A 22,241-nucleotide genomic window follows, 5' to 3' on the forward strand; every position below is an offset into this window, starting at 1 on the left:
GAAAAAGGCGCGAAACCGGAGTTTCGCGCCTTCAACTTTGGTAACTTTCCGCAAAAGCCCGGACAAGTTCGTCTCCTGCCAAGACCGCCGACCCGCCCGATCTATTTGTTTTGCTGCATTTCCGAACGCAAAACCGCTTCACACTTTTGCTGGAAATGCTCTATTCGAGCAGCGGCGACCAGGCCGGATCAGACGCGAAGTTCGGCGTCTGGATCTGGCGCTCGTTGCGACCGGTCAGATCGATGGTGAAGAGCTTCGGTCCGCCTGCGCCTGCCGCCTTGCGGAAGAACATCAAAACGCGACCGTTCGGAGCCCAGGTCGGACCTTCATTATGGAAGCCCGAGGTCAGCAGGCGCTCGCCCGAACCGTCAGTCTTCATCACACCGATAGAGAACTGGCCCTGCGACTGCTTGGTGAAGGCGATGAGATCGCCGCGCGGAGACCACACAGGCGTGGAATAGCTGCCGTCACCCATTGAAATGCGACGCGGATTGGAGCCGTCGGCACCCATGACATAGAGCTGCGGACGTCCGCCACGGTCGGAGGAGAAGACAATCTGCGATCCATCGGGTGAATATGATGCGCTCGTATCAATCGCCTGACTGTTGGTCAGACGCGTTGTCGAGCGATTGCGCAGATCCATCGTGTAGATGTTGGCGCTGCCGTCGTCCTGAAGCAGGCTCATCACGACTTTCTGGCCATCGGGCGAGAAGCGCGGGGCAATGGTCATGCCGGGAAAGTTGCCGACGAGTTCACGCTGTCCAGTCTCAAGCTGCAGCAGATACACCTTCGGTGAACCGCCCTCGAACGACATATAGGTGACTTCCTGACGGTTCGGCGAAAAACGCGGCGTCAGCGAAATGGCGCGACCGTCGGAAATGTAACGCACATTGGCGCCGTCCTGATCCATGATGGCCAGACGCTTCACGCGCTTCTGTGCCGGACCGGATTCGTCGACGAAAACGACACGCGTATCGAAATAGCCCTTTTCACCGGTCAGGCGCTCATAGATGGCGTCAGCGATGATATGCGCGACGCGGCGCCAGTTGTCCGGCGTGGTGAAGAACTGCTGTCCGATCATCTGCTGGCCACCGAACGTATCCCACAGGCGGAACTCGGCCTTGAGACGGCCATCCGGCTGCTTGGTGATGCGGCCCGTAACGAGCGCCTGCGCATTGATGACCTTCCAGTCCTCGAAACGCGGAGCCGCGTCCGGATTGGAAATCTTTTCGATGAAAGCGCCCTTGTCGATCGGTGCGAAAAGACCCGAACGCTCTAGATCGGCTGCGATGACCGACGTGATATTCGGCCCGAGCTGGTCGGCCGAAAGGAAATCGGTGATGGCGATCGGCAGCGGCTCGATCACACCCTTGTTGATGTTGATTTCCACGACGGCGCGCGCCGGCATGGTGCAGACAAGGCTTGCGGCAATCATACACGCGAAAGCCGAAAAGACCGTCCGGATCTTTGTATTGATGATGCCGATTTTCATGTCTTCTGGGACCTCTTTGTCCTTGCAGTGGTTGGCGACCGGAACCCCGGTCAGAACATTTCGCTCGGGTCGAAGTTGACGATCACTTCCGACCATGAATCATATTTGTCGACTGGCAGATTATACGGTGCGCAGCGTGCAACCGCACGCTTGGCGCTTTCGGCTGCGGCACGCGCCACACCGTCACCGCCGCCGCCCGATGTCACTTCCGGAACGCCCTGAATGGAGCCATCCTGGTTCAGTTTCATCTTGACGGTCACGACCAGCCCCGGCGCATCCGCCACACCGGCAGGCACGTTCCAGCACTTCGAGATCGCGCCGCGCAGCGCGTCCATTTCGCTCTGGCTGAGCTTGGAGCCGCCAGTATTCTTCTTGCCGCCCAGCGATGCCTGATCGGTGGAGCGTTTCGCGCCGCCGCCAGACGCCTTCTGCTTGTTGAGAAGCGCTGCAACCTCATCGGCAATCGCGTCTTTCTTCGACTGCGAAGTCTGCGAGGCACTCTGCGTCTTCTTCTTTTCTTCCGGCTGCTTGCGCTCGTTGGTCTTGGCCGTCTGCGCCTGCGGCGGTTTCGGCTTTGCCTCCGGGGCCGGCACCTTGTCCGGCAGCTTCGGCGCTTCTGCGTCCGGTGCTTCGGCCTGCTTTTCGATGGCTTCCGCCACCGGATCAGGCTTCACTTCCTGCTTCGGCTCCGGCTTTGCCTGCATTTCCGTTGCGGGAACCGGCGTCGGTTTTTCTTCCGGCTTCTGTTCCGGTTTCGGATCGGGCTTCGGCTCCGGCTTCTTCACCGGTTCGGGCTGCGCCTTCGGCTCCTCAGCCGTCTCAATCGGCTTCGCCTTCGCGTCGGGCTTTGGGGGCGTCGTGGTATCTACGTCCTGATCGCCGACATTCTGAGCGTCGGGAACGGTTTGCGGTTTGGTTGTCGGCACAGGAGCCGACTTTTCCTTCATAGGCGCTTTCTTGTCGCCCTGCTGGATTTGGGTCATCGACTCGATCGGTACGATATCGACAGGGAATGATTCCGAATCCTGCACGTCGAAAGCCTTCGGCGAGGAAAACGAAACCACTGCCAGCGCGACCGCAACGGCATGCAAGGCAACAGAAGATGTCAGGCCAGCCTTCATGATGGCGTCAGCTATCCTGCTCCTGGAGGGTCACGAGGCCGATATTCTTGAAACCGGCGGCGGAAATGCGGGCCATGACTTTCATGACGGTGCCGTAATCGGCAGCCTTGTCACCGCGCACAAAAATACGCTCTTCATAGCCCGTCTTGGCGATAGCCTGGAGTTTCGGCACCACTTCTTCGATCGGAACTTCGGTTTCCTGCAGGTAAATCTTGCCTTCGCTGTTGACCGAAACAGTGATCGGCTGCGTATCGGCATTCATGGCCTTGGCCTGCGTATCAGGCAGGTCGATCGGCACGCCGACGGTCAGGAGCGGCGCTGAGACCATGAAGATGATGAGGAGAACAAGCATAACGTCGACGAACGGCGTCACGTTGATTTCGCTCATCAATGCTGGTCTGCGACCACGCCTGCGGCGTCCGCCCGACTGCATTCCCTGATTTCCTACCGACATGCCCATTGCAAGATTCCTGAAGGCTGAAACTACACTTGATGCTTGAAGCCGCTTAATTACGCGGCGTCAGCTTCTCATCAATTTGGCGCGACAGTATGGCGGAAAATTCATCTGCAAAGCCTTCCAGCCGTCCACCGATCTTGCCCGCGTCTGCCGACAGCTTGTTGTAGGCAATAACGGCTGGAATAGCAGCGAGAAGACCGATTGCCGTTGCCAGAAGCGCTTCGGCGATACCAGGCGCCACAACAGCAAGACTGGTGTTCTTGGAAGCGGCGATCGCCTGGAAAGAGGTCATGATACCGACAACCGTACCGAACAGACCAATGAAGGGGGCCGCGGAACCGATGGTCGCCAGAAAGCCCAGACGCGAGTCGAGCTTTTCACTTTCACGCGCCAGCGCGACATCCATGGCCTTGTCGATACGCATCTGGAGGCCGATGGGCGAACGAGCGCCCTTCTCGAATGATTTTTTCCACTCACGCATCGCAGCCATGAAGATCGACGCCATGCCCGTGGTGCGACGTTCACCGAGATTGCGATAGAGTTCCTCCAGCGACTGGCCGGACCAGAACGTCTGCTCGAAGCGATCAATCGCACGGCGCGCCCGTCCGTAAGCAATCGTCTTGTCTACGATGATAGCCCAGGTCCAGATCGAGGCGAACAGCAAGCCAAGCATAACCAGCTTGACGACCCAGTTCGCCTGCATGAACAGGCCCCAGAGGGTAACATCGGCGGCGGGGGCCGCTAACGCAACATTTTCCATCGATCTACCGTCCTCGAATCCAAACGCCCGGCCACATGACCGGGCGGTGTCGCAAATCCGTTACTCAACGTCTGAAAACAGACGCTCCAAACCTGCGCAGCTTTTTACCTGAAGCCGTACCAGCCCGACGAGCGGTCGACACTTCGCACCGCAACCGCCATTCCCGGATTTCAACTTTAAATCCATCAGGCGCTTGTTACGGTTAATTTTGGTGAAAGGAAGGCGCTGCGCGTGTGGCCTGCCCGTCAACCGATTCCGTCACGGGGATTAATGGAATATTATGGTTAAAGATGCGTTAGCGTTTATGCGAAAAGACACGAGAGTTTACGCATCCCATCGAACGAGCGTGAATTCGACATAAAATTAGACAACGCGCCCTTCAAAACTTCAGATAGTATCTGACAATATTTTTAAAATAATTTAAACTAGAATAATTGATTAGGGCCGGTTGAGAATTAGTTTTAGAACGTGGTATGGATGAAAATTGCACAGGTTTTAGGAGCAAAATCCGGCTCACGCCACGCCCGAAACCTAATTCTCAATCGGCCCTAATCAATTATGACCAAATAGTATTGATAATACCGTCGACATATCTGGATCAGATCGCGGTTCATACTGATCCCACAATTCTTTTCCAACTCCAAACCAAGGCGGTGAAACAGGCTGTCCCTTATTCCAGAACTGCACCCGACGTTGAACATTGATATTGTTTCTATTACGATAAATCCACCTCAATTCCGCTCCCGTAATCGATCTCAATGTAGATCCACCAGATGTACACCCCCTTTTGTCTTGAATATTGGATTTATTAACCACTTCAGTCATATTAATTCCATCCAAAATAAAATGAACGGTCATTTTTGAATCAACCATCCACCCCAAACCGGACTTACATTTTCTTTTTAATACATCATCATTATAAATATACCTATCTTCAAACCTAATGAACTTACTTGACAGTATACTATGGTATTTATGATGTCTTGAAGTGAACTCTGAAAATTCAGCTTGATTTGTCGGCATTATTCTTTTTCTCTCCAACATATCTCTCTCTGCATCTGATATCGCATACTGATCGATTGTTGAAATATTCATCGGAGTTTTGGATGCAAAAAATTCCTTATACTTATTTGCATACACACCCCTCTGCTCAAATAAACCATACACTAAATCCCCGGCAACAAATTGCCGTTTAAATTCAGGATAAAAAGGCATCAAACAAACCTTGAAATATTGAATACTACGTACCGCAATAAACCTTAGTATTGCAAACTTCAACCACAACAATATATCAACAATCGTAAAGTTTAGTTTTTGAAGGCCTTCCGCCACTCATCGGGAATGCGCCGCGGATGGCCTTCTTTGGTAATCATCACGGCCTCGACCCGAGCCTCCGAAAGCAGGCGCTCACCGCAGGTAATTTTCTGCGCCATGATGACTCGCGCACCGCGAATTTCGCTGACGCGGGTTTCGATCAGAATAAGGTCGTCCATCTTCGCGGGCGATTTGTAGTCGATCTCCATGCGGCGAACGACCCATACCATTTCCTCGCCAAGCGCACCTTCGGCCAGTTCGATATGATGAACGTCCTGCAGGCGCAGGAAATCCGTGCGTCCACGCTCATAGAATTCGAGATAGCGACCGTGATAGACGAAGCCGGAAAAGTCCGTATCGGCATAATAGATGCGCGCATAGAGCAGATGCGCGCCATCCTTCAGTTCGCCGGATACGGCCTTTTGCTGTTTGTCGGTCATTCGTCTTCCATGAAGAGGCCAAACTGGCTTTGCTGGATGATTTCAGCGGGCGCAGGTAATCCGAGGTGCTGCCAGGCAACAGCCGTCAAAACGCGGCCGCGTGGCGTGCGCTGCAAAAACCCCTGCTGGATCAGATAGGGTTCGATAATATCTTCGATTGCGTCACGCGGCTCGGACAGACCCGCAGCGATGGTTTCGATCCCGACCGGACCGCCGCCGAAATTACGCGCGATGATATTGAGATAGCGCCGGTCAAGTTGATCCAGCCCGCGATTGTCTACCTCAAGACGTGACAGCGCCTCGTCGGCGGTCTTGCGATCGATGACATCTGCGCCTGCGACCAATGCAAAATCACGCACGCGGCGCAACAGCCGCCCGGCGATACGCGGTGTGCCGCGCGAACGGCGGGCGACTTCCAGCGCGCCATCCGGCGAAATGCCCATCTGCATGATGCGCGCGCCACGCCGAACGATATATTCCAGTTCCTCGACCGTATAGAAATTGAGCCGCGTCGGAATGCCGAAGCGGTCACGCAGCGGCGTGGTCAAAAGCCCGAGACGGGTGGTTGCCGCAACGAGGGTAAATTTGGCGAGATCGATCTTGACCGAGCGCGCGGCAGGCCCCTCACCGATGATCAGGTCGAGCTGGAAATCCTCCATGGCCGGATAGAGAATTTCTTCCACAGCCGGGCTAAGTCGATGAATTTCATCGATGAACAGCACGTCGCGCTCTTCGAGATTGGTCAGAAGAGCCGCCAGATCGCCCGCCTTGGCAATGACTGGGCCGGATGTGGAGCGGAAATTGACGCCCAGTTCCTTGGCCATGATCTGCGCCAGCGTTGTCTTGCCGAGTCCGGGAGGACCAACGAACAGGACATGGTCCAGCGCCTCACCACGCACTTTGGCGGCTTCGATAAAGACTTTCAGATTAGCGCGCGCCGCCGCTTGGCCCACGAAATCGTCAAGCGTCTGCGGGCGTAGCGTATTGTCTTCGTCTACGCGTCTATCGGCATCGATGAGAGGGTTGCGGTCGCTCATGCCTTCCTCCTCGCATGAACATTTCGCTCAGGCAAGTAAATCACCGCGACAATTCCTTCAGACCCAGGCGGATGAGCTTGGCCGAATCGGCATTCTCCCCTGCTTCCTTCAGTGCAGCTGCAACGGCATTGGCGGCCTGATCCCGCGAATAGCCAAGATTGGAAAGTGCCGACACAGCGTCGGCAACCGGTGCCGGAGCAGCGCCCGCGCCAAGTTCCTGCTTGAGCCCGATTGTGCCGCTTGCCTCTCCGGCAAAGGCGGGAGCCTTATTCTTGAGTTCGGTCACGATACGCTCTGCAACCTTCTTGCCGACGCCCGGCGCGCGTGACACCATCGCAATGTCTCGCAGTGCAATCGCATTGGCCAGTTCCGACGGCGACAGCGTGCCCAGCACCGCCAACGCCACCTTGGCGCCCACACCCTGCACATTCTGCAACAGGCGGAACCATTCGCGCTCAAGCTGATTGGCGAACCCATAAAGGCGGATCACGTCCTCGCGGACATAGGTTTCGATGAACAGCACTGCCGCCTCGCCCGCACCGCCAAGGTTGCCCAGCGTCCGCGCCGAACAAAACGCCACATAGCCGACGCCATGCACATCGATGACGGCATGATCCTCGGCGATTTCATCGATCACACCCTTGAGCTTACCGATCATGGTCACCTACGCGATAAGTTGTTGCAACCGGCGGGCGCTTACAATGCTCTGCCGGTGATGCGCATGGCAAATGGCGATGGCCAGCGCATCGGCGGCATCGCTGGTATCGAACGATGCACGCGGCATCAGCACTTTCACCATCATATGGATCTGCTGCTTTTCACCGTGACCGACACCGATCACGGCTTTCTTGACCGCATTCGGCGCATATTCCGCGACAGGAAGACCTGCCTGCGCCGGAGCCAGCAAGGCAATGCCGCGCGCCTGACCGAGCTTCAGCGTTGCCGTTGCATCCTTGTTGACAAAGGTGTGTTCGACGGCTGCCTCATGCGGCATATATTCATGCAGGACCTTGGAAAGCCCTTCATGCAACTGGCAGAGACGCGATGCCAGATCCATCTCGGCATTCGAGGTCACGGTTCCCGAACTGATAAAATGCAGTGAATTGCCCAGCGATTCGACAATGCCCCAGCCGGTGCGGCGAAGGCCCGGATCGATACCAATGATGCGAATCGTTTCTTTCATAAGCGAACCCTATCCTCAGACGGATTCACTTGACAGCAGAAAAGTGAACAAAAGAGAAACATACGCCACGAAGGCGCATATGATCAGTGGTTATGAAGCGCCAAAAGCGGTTTTAAGCAATACGATCTGTTCGGAAACCGGATTGCCACGCGGAACGCCCTGCAGTGAAACAACTTCGCCGTAAACTTCGCGGTCCATGCGGCGCACGCGTGCCTGTAGACGCATGGACCTTTCAACAAGTTCCCTGAACGCTGCGGGCAACTCAGACCAGCCCTGTGCATTTTCCCCAGCCGACGGCGTGTCGAGACGCACCTTGGCCTTTTCGGCAGCGACCTGCTGACGGGTCATCTCGCCGCTGCGAGCGGCGCGCTGGAGGAGCAACCAGGAAGCGATCTGCATCAGGCGTGTGGTCAAGCGCATCGATTCGGCGGCATAAAGCGTTGCAGCCACGCGGGAAAGATTACGCGCATCCTCACGGCCCTCGCCGTCGAGATAGCTTGCAGCTTCCTCCACCATATCCATGCCTTCGGCATAGATCGGCTTGAACGAATCCGAAAAGACCATGCGCTCCGCGAGGCTGATCATGTTGCTCGGCATCTGGCCCTGTTCGCTAATCACTGCTCTGCCACCTTGCATGACCGCCTGCATCGGCGGCCCATTCCGTTGCCGTATTCGCCCAGTGGGATATGCCAGACGGATACGAATGAAACCATTGAACCGCTGTTCGACCATGGGGGAGGCTGAGACGGAACAGCTGTGCTAAACAAGTCCACGATAAACTGCACCTTCATACACGGTCGCGCAAGTTTATGTTTAACATTCGGTTAACATTTTAGCAGGCTTTTGACGAAAGCGCAGGCGCGGCAAAAAGCGCATAAAAAAAGAGCCGCGATGGCGGCTCTCAGGAGTTTAACAGGGAGGCGTCAAACAGAGTGGCTAAACCACTCGGTAAGAATCCAGCCGAACTGGATGTAAACCATTTAACATTCTTAAGATTAATGAATGGTTAATTTCTGCGCCACACTGTGGATAATTCCGCGCAATCCGGCACTTTTCACCCGAAGAGAAGCCGCCCGGAACGGGCGGCTGACCAGTGGTGGTTAATAGCGCTGCATCGCAGGCTTCGAGCTTGGGGCAACCTGCATCTTGACGGGTTCGGCAGCAGGAACCGCAGGCTTTGCCGAAGCGGGCGCGCCCTTCTTGCTCCAGCCGATGGTCGGCAGCCATTCAAGATAGTAAGCCAGAGCGAACTGCATGACGATGCCGGTCGCAATCAGCAGCGTGTCATAAGGCAAGCCGCCCGGATTCACGAGCTTCATCACCTGCGCGACCATCGCCAGCAGCGTACCGGCGATGAAGACCGGGAGCGAGTGTTTGCCGAGAATCGCCAGCGGATTGTCCGGCGCGGTTCTGGCGATGTTGTTCAGCGTCGGAACAACGGCGATGAGATAGGCAATCGCCAGCACATGCAGGAGACGCGGACCCGACAGGAACGTCTTGTCGAAACCGGTGATGACCATCGGCATCCCCATGGACATGTCAATGCTCCAGAGCGGGATGCGCACCCAGGCGAGCGCCAGCACCAGATAGCCGACGGCAAGGCCGATCAGCAGCGGATGCTTCGGCAGTTCGCCTCCGCGGCGCACATGCATCACGCCTGCAATACCGATCGCGAACAGGAACTGCCACGACAGCGGATTGAGGAACCAGACGCCTTCGGTCGGATAGTTGACCGGTGCGACATGATAGAGGCCCGACAGGAACCAGACCGTGCCGGAAACGCCGAGCATGAGCGGCAGGCTGATGCGCGCCAGGAGAAGCAGGATCGGCGTCAGAACCAGCATCACGGCATACATCGACAGGATGTTGTTATAGCCAAGCTGATGGCCCATCGTGACGATGCCGAACAGCGCTTCGACCGGATGCTTGACCAGCGGCGCGATATTGATCTGCGTGAGCAATTCCGACCGCTTCAGGAAGATGGCGGCAGAGGCAAAGATGGCGATGGTCGCCATGGTGGTCATGATATGCGTGGTGTAAAGCACACCCGCACGGCGCCACATCTTGAGCGAGAGGAGCAGGCGGTTGCCGGGCGCGAATTTCGATCCATAGGCAAGCGCCACCGCCATGCCGGAAATCAGCACGAAAGCCTCGGCAGAATCGGAGAACCCGAGATTCCTGTGCGTGAGATTCTCGTAGATCGTGCCGGGCACATGGTTGATGAAGATCGTTAGCAGCGCGAGCGCACGGAACACGTCGATGCGCGTGTCGCGCATTTTCGCGGGTTGTGCGGGCATCGCTTCTCTAGCGGTCGCAATATTCATTTACCAGCCTGCCTATCTTTGAGGAAAGCACCTGCACTTGGGACTGCAAGACTTTCCAATCTTCTTCGTGTTATTCCGGATGGGTGGCCGGAACAGTTCCACACGTTTTCCAGGGCGTCAGTGCCCAGTATTGATGTGGGTTATATACCCGTTAATCCCGGCAGAACCGGGTTGGTTCCGATCAACTTTCGTTCCAGTGGATAACATTATGCCAGCCCGTACGCGCGGGAACCCAAAAGCGTTTTGCCAATGAATACTTGCGGAAGCCCGGTTGCGTCGCATAAATGCAATAAAACAAATAGATAGAGTGCCGCTTCTGTTTCCGATAAACAGAACGCTTCTATTGCCCGAATTCCATCATGTTTTTCCCGTTAGGCTTGGCTCATGAACACGCCCGCTCACCAGACTGAAACAGATCGCTGCCGCATCGTGCTGGTTGCGCCACCGCTTGCCGACGGCGCGGCCCTCGCCAAGCTTTTGACGGCGGCGCTCTCGGGCGGTGACGTCGCAAGCGTCATTCTCGACACCGGCGATCTCGACGAGGCCACCTTTCAGGCCGCAGCCGAAAGGGCCATTCCCGTCATTCAGGAGAAAGGCGCCGCAGCGCTGATCCTCAACGATACGCGCATCGCAGGACGCGTCGGGGCGGACGGCATCCACATTGAAGGCAAGGCCGCCGATCTGGCCGAGGCGATAGAAAAACACACGCCGAAGATGATTGTCGGCACAGGCAATCTGCGCGACCGCCATGGCGCGATGGAAATCGGCGAATTGCAGCCCGATTACGTCTTTTTCGGCAAGATCGGCGCGGACAACAAGCCGGACGCCCATCCGCGCAACCTGTCGCTGGCCGAATGGTGGGCGCAGATGGTGGAGATACCCTGCATTGCGCAAGCTGGCAGCGCGCTGGAAAGCATTATCCCCGCAGCCGAAACCGGCGCGGATTTCGTGGCCCTCGGACGCGCCGTCTTCGACGCCGAAGACCCGGCAAAAGCTATCGCGGAAGCCAACCGGCTGCTTGACGAAAAAGCGCCGCGCTTTGAAAACTGATCCTTTCATCAAGGTCTTGCCGATGCCCATGAAGAACAGATTTCTTCTCGCTGCCATTCTGACATTCGCGCTGCCGGTCCTCCCCGCTTTGGCCGCGGGCGAGCCGGTCCACGGTCAGAAGAGCAGCCAGCAGGGTAATCACCAGGACAAGAAGGCCGACAAGCCCGCCAAACCGGTCATGCTGCCGCAACCGGCGACCACGGAACCGATGCCGCCCATCGATCCGAGCCGCTTCGGCGACAAGCCGGCAGACGAAGCTTTCGGCGCGTTTCAGCGCGGCCTTTATCTGACCGCCTTCAATCTGGCCAAACCGCAGGCGGAAAAGGGCGACCCGGCATCGCAAACACTTCTGGCAGAAATTTATGCGCGCGGTCTTGGTGTCCCCGCCAACCAGAAACTGGCGGCACAGTGGTATGAAAAAGCCGCCAACAATGGAGTTGTCGAAGCGCAGTTCCGTTATGCAGCGCTGCTGCTTCAGGGCACTTATGTCGCGAAGGACCCCGTCAAGGCCGAGAAACTGATGAAGAAAGCGGCCGAAGGCGGCAATGCCATGGCCCAGTTCAATTACGGCCAGATGCTGATGGTGAAAACGCCGGGCAAGCCGGGGCTGGACCTTGCCGTCCCATGGTTCGAGAAGGCGGCGGAAGCCAAACTGGCTGACGGGCAATATGCGATCAGCCAGATCTATGCCAATGGCACCCCCACTATTCCCCGCGATGACAAGAAGGCGCGCACCTATCTCCTGCTCGCAGCGGCGCAAGGCTACGATACGGCGCAGTTCGATCTCGGTCGCTGGCTGATCGAGGGACGCGGCGGCGACCGCGACTACGAACAGGGGTTTGGCTGGATGCGTCTTGGTGCGCAGCGCGGCATGGTGATGGCGCAGGCATGGCTCGCCCGCCTCTATCGCGATGGCATCGGCACCGAAGGCGATCTCGTGAAGGCTGCGGCCTGGTATATCGTCGCCCAGCGCGCCGGTTTCCGCGCGCCGGACCTCAATGATATGATGGACGGATTGGCTGACGATCAGATCAAGCAGGCCATAGAAACTGCCAACAATCTGCGCGTTCGCTGATTTTTGGGCGAATTTTCTGGCCGGACGAGCTCTCTTTTCGCGCTCAGGCTTGCACAAGGCGCAGTTTTATGGTCTTGGAGACGCGATTATCGCGGTTCGAGTATAAGGCAGGTGCGCAATCTCCGCGTATATAAGCGGGAGGTTGCTTTTTCGTCGTCGCCGAACCGCACATGGTTTCACATTTTCATTCCGGATCAAGCTCATGAAGATCAATGGTAACGAAATCCGCCCCGGCAATGTCATCGAACATGCTGGCGGCCTGTGGGTTGCGGTCAAAACCAACGCCGTCAAGCCTGGCAAGGGCGGTGCCTACAATCAGGTCGAACTCAAGAACCTCATCAACGGCACCAAGCTCAACGAACGTTTCCGCGCTGCCGAAACCGTCGAGCGCGTTCGTCTGGAACAGAAGGATTTCTCGTTCCTCTATGAACAGGGCGAAGCGCTGATCTTCATGGACACCGAATCCTACGAACAGCTTGAGCTGGCCAAGGATTTCGTCGGCGACCGTTCCGCCTTCCTGCAGGACGGCATGATGGTCACGGTCGAACTTTATGAAGAAAAGCCGATCGGCATCCGCCTGCCGGATCAGGTCACGCTCGCCATCACCGAAGCCGATCCGGTCGTCAAGGGCCAGACCGCTGCCTCGTCTTACAAGCCGGCTGTGCTCGAAAACGGTATCCGCATCCTCGTTCCGCCATTCATCGAATCCGGCGAGCGCGTGATCGTCGACACCAACGAACTGACCTACGTCAGCCGCGCTTAAGCCGCCCGATTATGCGGCGTCCACGGACGCCGCATGTCGCAACAATTGCGACCGTTCTTTCTCAGATCGCTCAATTCCCCCGACCGTCCGCCGCATATGTTTCTGGCTGGATGTTCGCTCCCTTTTTATAACTAACTGCGTGATCCCCTCCAAAATCCACGCTACGGGATCATGCTTACAAGGACAATGAAATGGCCCGCTCAGCCCTTCTCAACGTTATGGTACAGGCCGCTATGAAGGCCGGCCGCAGCCTCGCCCGTGATTTTGGCGAAGTCCAGAATCTTCAGGTTTCTCTCAAGGGCCCCGGCGACTATGTCAGCCAGGCAGACCGCCGCGCCGAAAAGATCGTCTACACGGAATTGAGCCGCGCCCGCCCGGATTATGGCTTCCTGATGGAAGAATCCGGTGAGGTTGAATCCAAGGACGGACAGCACCGCTGGCTGGTCGATCCTCTCGACGGCACCACGAATTTCCTGCACGGCATTCCGGTTTTCGCAGTCTCCATCGCACTCGAGCGACAGGGGCAGATCGTTGCCGGCGTCATCTACAATCCGGCCATGGACGAACTCTACACCGCCGAACGCGGTGGCGGTGCATTCCTGAACGACCGTCGCCTGCGCGTCGCATCGCGCAACAAGCTGGTCGATTCCGTCATCGGAACGGGTATCCCGCATCTGGGCCGCGGTCATCATGGCCATTATCTGGTCGAACTGCGCAACGTCATGGCTGAAACGGCAGGCATTCGCCGCATGGGAGCCGTCGCGCTTGATCTCGCCTATGTCGCGGGCGGCCGTCTGGATGGCTTCTGGGAAGACGGCATGCATCCCTGGGACCTCGGCGCGGGCATGCTGATGATCCGCGAAGCCGGAGGTTTTGTCTCGGACAAGAGCGGCGGACAGGATATTTTCGGCACCAAAACCATCGTTGCAGGCAATGAGGTCATTCAGAAAGCCTTGTTGAAGACGATTAATAAGCCGATCTGATCTAATTCCGGCATTATCAGTTTTCAATTCAGCGCGTCGTGTGAAAGCGGCGCGCTGAAGCATTTTTGCCTTCATTTTTTCGTATCCAGACGATTCCGCTTCATGAATTAATGAAGTAGGCTCCTGTTCAAACACGCGACCATGGAGCGCAACGCATGAGCGATTTGAGACTTTCCCGGGACCGTCTGGACGAGGGACGCAATTTCGACCCCTACCGCCTGTCGAGCCCGCGCATCGTCATTCTGTCCATGGTGATCTTCATTATTATCGTTGCCTTTCTGGCCGCGATCCTGATGCGCCAGATCCACACTTTCTTCGTCACCAATCCCGGTCTCAACGGTCTGATCCTCGGCGTTCTGCTGGTCGGCATCCTGCTCGCCTTCGGACAGGTGCTGCGCCTCCTCCCCGAAATCCGTTGGGTTAATTCATTCCGCGACGGTGACCGTGACGGCACGACACGCCCACCCGTCCTGCTGGCCCCCATGCGCGCTTTGATCGGCCGCCGCCAGTCGATGGCGCTTTCCACTGCGTCCATGCGCTCGATCCTCGATTCCATCGCGACGCGTCTCGATGAAAGCCGGGATATATCGCGCTATCTGATCGGGCTTCTGGTCTTTCTCGGACTTCTCGGCACATTCTGGGGCCTTCTGGAAACGGTTGGGTCCATCGGGCGCACCATTCAGACGCTCGATCCCAATTCCGGCAGCACCGGCGACGTTCTCGATGCGTTGAAGGCGGGCCTGCAGGCTCCGCTTTCCGGCATGGGTACGGCTTTCTCATCGTCGCTGTTCGGTCTCTCCGGCTCGCTCATTCTCGGCTTCCTCGATCTTCAGGCGGGCCGGGCGCAAAACCGCTTCTATACGGAACTGGAGAACTGGCTTTCCTCCGTCACCGATCTCGGTTCCGATATCGGAGCCGATCCGAATGGCGGTACGGAAGAAATCCGCGTTCTGGCTGACAGGCTGCAGAACCTGCATGGTGGCGACGCACCCACGCAGCGCACTACGGCAGCGCTGGCCAATCTCGCAGAAGGCATACAGGGCCTCGTCAAGAACATGCGCAGCGAACAGCAGATCATGCGTGACTGGGTGGAAAAACAGGCCGACGAGCAGAAAGCGATCCGCCAGACGCTTGATCGTCTGACCAAGGCCATCGGTGAGCGCTCGCATGACCACAAATCCGAGCGCTCGGACAAGGCGGAGTAAGCCGCCATGTCCCTCGCCCGCAACCGCCGCTCACAGAGGCATGTCGATTACTGGCCGGGCTTCGTCGATGCCCTGACGACGCTGCTGCTCGCAATCATGTTCCTGCTCACCGTCTTCGTGCTGGCACAATTCCTGCTCAGCCGCGAGGTCAACAACAAGGACAGCGTGCTTGCACGCCTCAACAGCCAGATACAGGAATTGACGCAGCTTCTGTCGCTTGAGCGCAGCAATTCGCAAGACATGCAGGATACCATCGCCAATCTGCAGGCTTCGCTGTCCAGCGCGGAAAGTGAGCGTTCGCGCCTGCAAAGCCTTTTGAACGAAGGCAGCGGTGCTGGTGCTGCAGCAGAAAAGCGTGCCGGTGAACTGTCCGAAAGCCTTGATGCCGAAAAGCAGGTTAGCGCCCGCGCGCTCAGTCAGGTGGAGCTGCTGAACCAGCAGATTTCAGCGCTTCGCCGGCAGATCGCAGCGCTTGAAGACGCGCTCAATGCTTCTGAAAGCCGGGACCGCGAATCGAATGCCAAGATAGCCGATCTCGGTCGCCGCCTGAATGTCGCGCTGGCGCAGCGTGTACAGGAGCTGAATCGCTATCGTTCCGATTTCTTCGGTCGTCTGCGGGAAATCCTGTCGGACAAGGAAAATATCCGTATTGTCGGCGACCGTTTCGTTTTCCAGTCAGAAGTGCTGTTTCCCACGGGCTCAGCCGATATCAATCCTGCTGGCCAGATCGAGATGAAGAAACTCGCCGATGCGGTGGTTCAGCTCAATCAGGAAATACCTGACGACATCAACTGGGTGCTTCGTGTGGACGGCCATACCGACGACGTGCCGCTGGCAGGTACGGGGCGCTTCCGCGACAACTGGGAGCTTTCATCAGCCCGCGCCACCGCCGTGGTCAAATTCCTGATCGCCAATGGCGTCCCGGCCAATCGGCTCGTTGCAGCTGGCTTCGGGGAATATCAGCCGCTCGACGCCTCCGATACACCCGATGCCCGCGCCAAAAACCGGCGCATCGAGCTGAAACTAACCGAGCGATAAAGACAGAACGGGAGGGCAAGACCCTCCCGTTTTTATTTGGCGGTGAAGGCGCCTGCCCCGGCCTCGAATTGCAGCTTGGCCAGACGGGCATAGATACCGCCCTTTTCGACAAGGCTTTGATGCGTGCCTTCTTCGACAATATGGCCATGGTCGAGTACGAGAATGCGGTCGGCCTTGAGCACAGTCGCAAGTCTGTGAGCAACGACAAGCGTCGTGCGATCAGCCATCAAGCCGTCCAGAGCCTTTTGCACAAGCATCTCGCTTTCGGCATCAAGCGCCGATGTCGCTTCGTCGAGCAGCAAGATGGGTGCAGCACGGAGGATTGCCCGCGCGATGGCAATGCGCTGGCGCTGGCCGCCTGAAAGCGTCACCCCGCGTTCACCCACTTCCGTGTCATAGCCCTTGTCGAGCGCCATGATGAAATCATGCGCAAGGGCTGCCTTTGCCGCTGCCACAATCTCCTCGTCGCTCGCTCCGGGTCTACCGAAGGCGATGTTTTCCCGCACGCTGGTAGCGAAAATCGCGACGTCCTGCGGCACGGTTGAGATGCGCGCACGAACGGCCTGTGGGTCGGCATCAGGCAAAGCCACGCCGTCGATCAGGATCTTACCCGACTGCGGATCGTAATAGCGCATGACGAGCGCGAAGATCGTGCTCTTGCCTGCACCCGAGGGACCGACAATCGCGACCGTCTCGCCGGGCTTCACAGTGAAGCTGACACCATTGAGCGACGGCGCATCCGGTCGTGTCGGATAGGAGAAGTGTACCGAATCGAACACTATCTCGCCACGCGGCGGCATCGGCATGGCAACTGGCCGGGCTGGCGCAGCAATACCGGGCTCTTCGTCCAGAATTTCGACAAGCCGTTCCGTCGCACCTGCTGCCTGCGCCAGTTCCCCACCCACTTCCGACAAGGCACCGAAGGAACTGCCCGCGAACACTGCATATAGCACGAACTGACCAAGCGTACCGGCAGTCATCGTACCTGCCAGCACATCGCGCGAACCGAACCAGAGCACAGCAACAATGCTTGAAAAGATCAGAAAAATGGCGAAAGCCGTCAGAATTGCGCGCGCCTGAATGGAGGATCGTGCCGCCTGAAAGGCCTTCTCCACCGCACTGCCGAAGCGCCCAACCACCATGTCCTCGTTGGTGAAAGCCTGCAAGGTGCGCATCGCGCCAATCTGTTCACTGGCATAGGCATTGGCGTTCGCCAGCATGTCCTGCGTCATGCGGGAGCGGCGACGCACCGAACGCCCGAAGGCAATAAGCGGAATAACGATGATCGGGATAGCGGCAATGACCAGAGCGGAAAGCTTCGGGCTTGTAACAACCATCATCGCCAGCGCACCGACACCCAAAATCATGTTGCGCAGAGCGACAGAGGCCGTAGCGCCCACCACTGACTTGATCTGTGTCGTGTCGGAGGACAGGCGCGAAACGATTTCGCCGGACTGCGACCGGTCGAAGAATTCCGGCGAAAGCGCCGTCACATGCGAAAAGACCGCATTGCGCAGATCCGCAACCACCCGCTCGCCGAGCGAAATCACGAAGAAATAGCGCAGGCCAGACGCCAGCGCGAGAATGAGCGCCAGCAGCACCAGCATACCGAAATAATTATTGACGAAGATCGCATTCGAGCCGGTAAAGCCATGGTCGATCATGCGCCGCAGCGCGACGGGCACGGCAAGGGTCGTCATTGCGGCCAGAACCAGCGAAAACAGCGCGCCTACAACCAGCCCCTTATAGGGCGCCAGAAACGGCATCATTCGTTTCAGAGGCTTCAGCGAGCGGCGTTTGCGGCTTTCTTCTGTAGTCAATTCGTGATTCATATCAATTTCAGTATCCCGGTCGGCCATTCTTATGATTGCGCCCTTGTTATTGCCGTGCGCCTGATGTATAGGCTCGCCAACCCTTTTGGAAGCCGTTGCCTATAGGTAATGGGTCTTCATATCTGCCATTGGGCGAAAGTGCCGCAGTTTCGATAGTCAAGGCTGCGCTTTTCTCCCCAGACTTTCAGGATTGAGAAGATGAAAGCCAATATCCATCCCGACTACCACACCATCAAGGTCGTGATGACCGATGGCACCGAATACATGACCCGCTCGACTTGGGGCAAGGAAGGCGATACGATGAACCTCGATATCGACCCGACCACCCATCCGGCCTGGACGGGCGGCTCGCAGACACTGCTTGATCGCGGCGGTCGCGTTACCAAGTTCAAGAACCGTTTCGGCAATCTCGGCATCTAATCCGGTTTGCATGGTTCAAAAAACCCCGCTTCGGCGGGGTTTTTTATTGCCGGTTTCCACTGCCTGCATAAAAAACTCCCGGACAAGCCGGGAGTTTCAAAAATCCGTGAGCGTCGAAATCAGGCGCTCAGCTTTTCCATGACTTCGTCGCTGACTTCGAAGTTGGTGTAGACGTTCTGCACGTCGTCATCATCTTCGAGCACGTTGAGAAGCTTGAGAACGGAACGGGCCTTTTCCTCGTCCAGTTCGGTATTGGTCTGCGGCTTCCAGATCGTCTTGATCGATTCGGCTTCACCGAGAGCAGCTTCCAGAGCCTTGGACACTTCGCCGATATCCTCGAAGGCGCAGATGATGACGTGTTCTTCCTCACCGGACTGTACATCGTCGGCACCGGCTTCGATGGCCGCTTCCATGACCTTGTCGGCGTCGCCGACGGAAGCCTTGTAGACGATCTCACCGACGCGGTCGAACATGAAGGAAACCGAGCCCGTTTCACCCAGCGATCCGCCCGACTTCGTGAAGGCTGCGCGCACATTCGATGCCGTGCGGTTGCGGTTATCCGTCAGTGCTTCCACGATGACCGATACGCCACCGGGACCACGGCCCTCGTAGCGCACTTCATCATAATTCTCGCCGTCATTACCGGCAGCCTTCTTGATGGCGCGCTCGATATTGTCCTTCGGCATGGACTGCGCCTTGGCGTTCTGGATCGCCAGACGCAAACGCGGGTTCATTGCAGGGTCAGGCAGACCCTGCTTGGCAGCAACGGTGATTTCGCGCCCGAGCTTGGAAAACATTTTCGACCGCACCGCATCCTGACGGCCCTTGCGGTGCATGATATTCTTAAACTGTGAATGGCCGGCCATGGCACCCCTGTTCTGTTTAAAATGCTGCGCACGGAGAAAGCGTCACGCATGAAACAGAGATCAAGCAGAGAAGGGCCGCAATGGGGCCACAGTGCTTTCCGTGCAGAATGGCGGCGTTATAAGGAATTCAAGCTCATTCGTCCAGCAAAAGCGCTGCTGCCCCCGATTCTCTGTCAATAAAGGCAATATCGCTCGACCCAACAGGCAAAGCATATTATCTATAAATTCATGATTCAGCCTGCCCAAAACACTCCCGGCGAAACCATCGCAGCCCGCATCAGCCGCATTCTTGCCGACCGCATCATCGCAGGCGAGATCGAACCCGGCACGAAACTGCGCCAAGATCACATTGCCGAAGAATTCGAGACCAGCCATGTGCCGGTGCGCGAAGCATTCCGGCGGCTGGAGGCGCAGGGCCTTGCCGTTTCCGAGCCGCGGCGCGGCGTGCGGGTTGCATCGTTCGATATCAGCGAGATCAGGGAAGTGGCAGAGATGCGGGCCGCTTTGGAAGTCTTGGCGTTGCGGCATGCCGCACCGCACATAACACAGGCAACGCTCGACGCCGCCGAACAGGCCACGCTGGAAGGCGACAAGTCACGCGACGTCAGAAGCTGGGAAGATGCCAATCGCCGCTTCCATCGACTCATCCTCGAACCATGCAACATGCCGCGCCTGCTTGCAGCCATCGACGATCTCCATGCTGCCAGCGCCCGGTTTCTTTTCGCCACCTGGCGGTCGGAATGGGAAACCCGCACCGACCACGACCATCGCGCGATCCTTACTGCACTGCGTCAGAATGATGTCGAGAGCGCGGTTACAATTCTCGCCCGCCATGTGCAATGGATCGGACATCGTCCGGTCAAAACCGCATCGGGCAAGACGCGCGATTCGTTTGCGATTGTCGGCTGACTGACCCCAGTGCTACGCACCCTTCTGTTGCCCCTATTGCGTTTATTGTCAGGAACGCTAAAAAGATATAGATCGTACCCTAATTTTATCTATAATTTGAGGAAACCATGGCGACCTTCGCTCCGTCTCAGACATCCTTCAGCCCGCTCAATCTGGAATCCCGTTCCCCTGCAATGCGTCTTGCAGCCGTTGCGCTTGGCACTCTGGTACTCGCCGTCTCGTCGCAGATCGAAGTGCCGATGATTCCGGTTCCGATCACGCTGCAGACCCTGATCGTTCCCCTGATCGGCGCGCTCTATGGCTGGCGTCTTGGCATGGCAACAGTTCTGGCCTGGCTCGGCGAAGCCATGCTCGGCCTTCCGGTTCTCGCAGGCGGCGCCGGTGGTCTTCCGCATTTTGCAGGCCCGACCGCAGGCTATCTCGTTTCCTTCCCGATCATTGCCGCTCTGACCGGCTATCTGGCCGAACGTGGCTGGAACGGTAACCGCGTCGGCCTCGCCTTCGTTTCATTCCTTATCGCCAATGTAGTCTGCCTTGCACTTGGCGCAGCTTGGCTGTCCAGCATCATAGGCGTTGAAAAGGCAATTGCCTTCGGCGTGACGCCATTCCTCATCGGAGCCCTCATCAAGTCGGCCCTTGGTGCTGCCATCCTCAAGGCCATCGCCCGCGACGGCAAGGCCTGATCGAAGAAGTGACAGTACGCCTGCGCGGCCATCATCTCCTGTGCATGCTGACTTATGTCGGCAAAGGCTACAGCTCGGCTTTCGTCGAAAACTACGACAGGATTGCCGGGCGGCTGAGCAAAGGGGAAGATATTCTTCTGGTTGATGGCCCCGACGACATTTGCGCGCCCCTGCTTTGCGGGAGCGATTGTCATTGTTACGAAGCAAGCGTCCGCGAACGTGACCGCCTTGCAATGGAAGCTGTAGGCAACCTTCTCGGCCAGACGCTTTCCACGCAAAACCCTTTCGGGCTCGACGCAAAGCGACTGGCCTTGATGCGCCATGCTTTTGCAGAAGGTGTCCTGCGCGACGCTTGCGAGCGCTGCGAGTGGTCGAACCTCTGCACGAGAATTGCCACAATAGACCAGTTTCACGGCGTTAAAATAACAAGGCCATCCGTCTCAGGATGAGACGGATGGCCTTGTTGCATATTGCTTTTTGTTACTGATTCTTGCGCTTTCGCCGCGCCAGCATGTTGAGCGCCTCGACCAGCGCCGAAAAGCCCATTGCAGCGTAGATGTAGCCCTTCGGGACGTGGAAGCCGAAACCATCGGCAATCAGCGTCATACCGATCATCAGCAGGAAGCCCAGTGCCAGCATGACGATCGTCGGGTTCGCCGCGATGAACCGCGACAGCGGATCGGCTGCGAGCAGCATGACGGTAACGGCTGCGACAACGGCAATGACCATGATGGCGATCTCGTCTGTCATACCGACAGCGGTAATGATCGAATCGACCGAGAAGACCAGATCGAGAATCAATATCTGCACAATGGCAGCGCCCATGGTGAGCTGAGCTACCTTGCCGCCGATATTTTCCTTGCCGTCATCGGGATCGACCGTGTGGTGAATCTCCTTGGTCGCTTTCCAAACGAGGAACAAACCACCGGTAATCAGGATGATATCGCGCCAGGAGAAGCCGTGTCCGAACGCCTCGAAAATCGGGTCCTTGAGCTGGACGATGATCGAGATGGTGAAAAGAAGCGCCAGGCGCAGAATAAGCGCCGCACCGATACCAATGCGCCGGGCACGGGCCTGCTGCGAAGCGGGAAGCTTGTTGGTGAGGATCGAGATGAAAATCAGATTGTCGATACCGAGGACGACTTCCATCGTCACCAGCGTAACCAGCGCGGCCCAGCCGGCAGGGGTCGAAAGAAATCCCAGATACTCGGCAAAAAAATCCATTGAGTTGCGTCCCCTTGCGAAAAAACTCGTTGCAAGGAGATAGGAACGCGAAGAGCCCGTTCAAC

24 protein-coding genes are annotated in these 22,241 nt (G+C 57.3%); 10 read left to right on the forward strand and 14 right to left on the reverse strand.

The window, feature by feature from the left end; all coding sequences use genetic code 11:
• Positions 1 to 160: 160 nt before the first annotated feature.
• The 11 genes from tolB to JNC70_RS13405 all read right to left on the reverse strand — a co-directional run bounded on the left by tolB (position 161) and on the right by JNC70_RS13405 (position 10,101).
• Positions 161 to 1,492, reverse strand: a complete 1,332-nt coding sequence (tolB, locus tag JNC70_RS13355) for a Tol-Pal system beta propeller repeat protein TolB (protein WP_104753863.1) — start codon at positions 1,490 to 1,492, stop codon at positions 161 to 163.
• 50 nt (positions 1,493 to 1,542) lie between these two features.
• Complete coding sequence (gene tolA, locus JNC70_RS13360) at positions 1,543 to 2,613, reverse strand: cell envelope integrity protein TolA (protein WP_104753862.1); 1,071 nt, start codon at positions 2,611 to 2,613, stop codon at positions 1,543 to 1,545.
• A gap of 7 nt (positions 2,614 to 2,620) precedes the next feature.
• A complete protein-coding gene (gene tolR, locus JNC70_RS13365) occupies positions 2,621 to 3,073 on the reverse strand; it encodes a protein TolR (protein ID WP_104753861.1) in 453 nt (150 codons plus the stop codon).
• Positions 3,074 to 3,119: 46 nt separating this feature from the next.
• Positions 3,120 to 3,830, reverse strand: coding sequence for a protein TolQ (gene tolQ / locus JNC70_RS13370; protein WP_010661376.1), 711 nt, complete (start codon positions 3,828 to 3,830; stop codon positions 3,120 to 3,122).
• A 552-nt stretch (positions 3,831 to 4,382) separates the two neighbouring features.
• Positions 4,383 to 5,162: a hypothetical protein gene (locus JNC70_RS13375; protein WP_146097085.1), complete on the reverse strand. Its 780-nt coding sequence runs from the start codon at positions 5,160 to 5,162 to the stop codon at positions 4,383 to 4,385.
• Positions 5,138 to 5,584, reverse strand: a complete 447-nt coding sequence (locus JNC70_RS13380; protein ID WP_104753860.1) for a YbgC/FadM family acyl-CoA thioesterase — start codon at positions 5,582 to 5,584, stop codon at positions 5,138 to 5,140. Before JNC70_RS13380 ends, JNC70_RS13375 begins: the two co-directional genes overlap by 25 nt.
• Positions 5,581 to 6,621, reverse strand: coding sequence for a Holliday junction branch migration DNA helicase RuvB (ruvB, locus tag JNC70_RS13385; protein WP_104753859.1), 1,041 nt, complete (start codon positions 6,619 to 6,621; stop codon positions 5,581 to 5,583). The genes JNC70_RS13380 and ruvB overlap by 4 nt, the downstream gene beginning before the upstream one ends.
• A 40-nt stretch (positions 6,622 to 6,661) precedes the next feature.
• The gene (ruvA, locus tag JNC70_RS13390) at positions 6,662 to 7,279 is read right to left on the reverse strand and encodes a Holliday junction branch migration protein RuvA (protein WP_104753858.1); all 618 of its coding nucleotides are present in this window, start codon (positions 7,277 to 7,279) and stop codon (positions 6,662 to 6,664) included.
• Positions 7,280 to 7,285: 6 nt separating this feature from the next.
• Entirely contained in the window at positions 7,286 to 7,804 is a 519-nt protein-coding gene (ruvC, locus tag JNC70_RS13395) for a crossover junction endodeoxyribonuclease RuvC (protein WP_104753857.1), read from the reverse strand.
• 90 nt (positions 7,805 to 7,894) lie between these two features.
• Positions 7,895 to 8,401 carry a protease adaptor protein RcdA gene (rcdA, locus tag JNC70_RS13400; protein ID WP_104753907.1) on the reverse strand — a complete coding sequence of 169 codons (507 nt, stop codon included), beginning with the start codon at positions 8,399 to 8,401 and terminating at the stop codon, positions 7,895 to 7,897.
• A gap of 503 nt (positions 8,402 to 8,904) precedes the next feature.
• A complete protein-coding gene (locus JNC70_RS13405) occupies positions 8,905 to 10,101 on the reverse strand; it encodes an OpgC family protein (protein ID WP_211692980.1) in 1,197 nt (398 codons plus the stop codon).
• Between the two features lie 411 nt (positions 10,102 to 10,512).
• On the opposite strand from JNC70_RS13405, the gene JNC70_RS13410 reads away from it, so the two are divergent.
• From JNC70_RS13410 to JNC70_RS13435, 6 genes are all read left to right on the forward strand, one after another.
• Positions 10,513 to 11,178: a thiamine phosphate synthase gene (locus JNC70_RS13410; protein ID WP_104753855.1), complete on the forward strand. Its 666-nt coding sequence runs from the start codon at positions 10,513 to 10,515 to the stop codon at positions 11,176 to 11,178.
• A 28-nt stretch (positions 11,179 to 11,206) separates the two neighbouring features.
• Complete coding sequence (locus JNC70_RS13415) at positions 11,207 to 12,253, forward strand: tetratricopeptide repeat protein (RefSeq protein ID WP_104753906.1); 1,047 nt, start codon at positions 11,207 to 11,209, stop codon at positions 12,251 to 12,253.
• A 202-nt stretch (positions 12,254 to 12,455) separates the two neighbouring features.
• Positions 12,456 to 13,016, forward strand: coding sequence for an elongation factor P (gene efp, locus JNC70_RS13420; RefSeq protein ID WP_006467724.1), 561 nt, complete (start codon positions 12,456 to 12,458; stop codon positions 13,014 to 13,016).
• A 191-nt stretch (positions 13,017 to 13,207) separates the two neighbouring features.
• The gene (locus JNC70_RS13425) at positions 13,208 to 13,999 is read left to right on the forward strand and encodes an inositol monophosphatase family protein (RefSeq protein ID WP_104753854.1); all 792 of its coding nucleotides are present in this window, start codon (positions 13,208 to 13,210) and stop codon (positions 13,997 to 13,999) included.
• 155 nt (positions 14,000 to 14,154) lie between these two features.
• The gene (locus JNC70_RS13430; protein WP_104753853.1) at positions 14,155 to 15,204 is read left to right on the forward strand and encodes a MotA/TolQ/ExbB proton channel family protein; all 1,050 of its coding nucleotides are present in this window, start codon (positions 14,155 to 14,157) and stop codon (positions 15,202 to 15,204) included.
• Positions 15,205 to 15,210: 6 nt separating this feature from the next.
• The gene (locus JNC70_RS13435; protein ID WP_104753852.1) at positions 15,211 to 16,242 is read left to right on the forward strand and encodes a peptidoglycan -binding protein; all 1,032 of its coding nucleotides are present in this window, start codon (positions 15,211 to 15,213) and stop codon (positions 16,240 to 16,242) included.
• 32 nt (positions 16,243 to 16,274) lie between these two features.
• Here the strand turns inward: JNC70_RS13435 and JNC70_RS13440 are convergent, their stop codons facing one another.
• On the reverse strand, positions 16,275 to 18,101 hold the full coding sequence (locus JNC70_RS13440) for an ABC transporter transmembrane domain-containing protein (RefSeq protein WP_104753851.1): 1,827 nt from the start codon (positions 18,099 to 18,101) through the stop codon (positions 16,275 to 16,277).
• A 171-nt stretch (positions 18,102 to 18,272) separates the two neighbouring features.
• Between JNC70_RS13440 and rpmE the strand changes: the two genes are divergently transcribed.
• Positions 18,273 to 18,494 (forward strand): 50S ribosomal protein L31, encoded by a 222-nt coding sequence (gene rpmE / locus JNC70_RS13445; RefSeq protein WP_002964804.1) that lies wholly within the window; start codon positions 18,273 to 18,275, stop codon positions 18,492 to 18,494.
• A gap of 119 nt (positions 18,495 to 18,613) precedes the next feature.
• Here rpmE and JNC70_RS13450 read toward each other — a convergent pair whose 3' ends face one another.
• Positions 18,614 to 19,360: a YebC/PmpR family DNA-binding transcriptional regulator gene (locus JNC70_RS13450; protein ID WP_104753850.1), complete on the reverse strand. Its 747-nt coding sequence runs from the start codon at positions 19,358 to 19,360 to the stop codon at positions 18,614 to 18,616.
• Positions 19,361 to 19,588: 228 nt separating this feature from the next.
• On the opposite strand from JNC70_RS13450, the gene JNC70_RS13455 reads away from it, so the two are divergent.
• The 3 genes from JNC70_RS13455 to JNC70_RS13465 all read left to right on the forward strand — a co-directional run bounded on the left by JNC70_RS13455 (position 19,589) and on the right by JNC70_RS13465 (position 21,401).
• Positions 19,589 to 20,269 carry a GntR family transcriptional regulator gene (locus JNC70_RS13455; protein WP_104753849.1) on the forward strand — a complete coding sequence of 227 codons (681 nt, stop codon included), beginning with the start codon at positions 19,589 to 19,591 and terminating at the stop codon, positions 20,267 to 20,269.
• A gap of 107 nt (positions 20,270 to 20,376) precedes the next feature.
• Positions 20,377 to 20,952 (forward strand): biotin transporter BioY, encoded by a 576-nt coding sequence (locus JNC70_RS13460; RefSeq protein WP_104753848.1) that lies wholly within the window; start codon positions 20,377 to 20,379, stop codon positions 20,950 to 20,952.
• Between the two features lie 8 nt (positions 20,953 to 20,960).
• Positions 20,961 to 21,401, forward strand: a complete 441-nt coding sequence (locus tag JNC70_RS13465) for a DUF1284 domain-containing protein (protein WP_104753847.1) — start codon at positions 20,961 to 20,963, stop codon at positions 21,399 to 21,401.
• 31 nt (positions 21,402 to 21,432) lie between these two features.
• On the opposite strand, the gene JNC70_RS13470 is transcribed toward JNC70_RS13465, so the two are convergent.
• Positions 21,433 to 22,176 carry a TerC family protein gene (locus JNC70_RS13470; protein ID WP_104753846.1) on the reverse strand — a complete coding sequence of 248 codons (744 nt, stop codon included), beginning with the start codon at positions 22,174 to 22,176 and terminating at the stop codon, positions 21,433 to 21,435.
• Positions 22,177 to 22,241 lie beyond the last annotated feature (65 nt).

Origin of the sequence: Brucella oryzae (assembly GCF_041929965.1) — a bacterium.
Lineage (GTDB): Bacteria > Pseudomonadota > Alphaproteobacteria > Rhizobiales > Rhizobiaceae > Brucella > Brucella oryzae.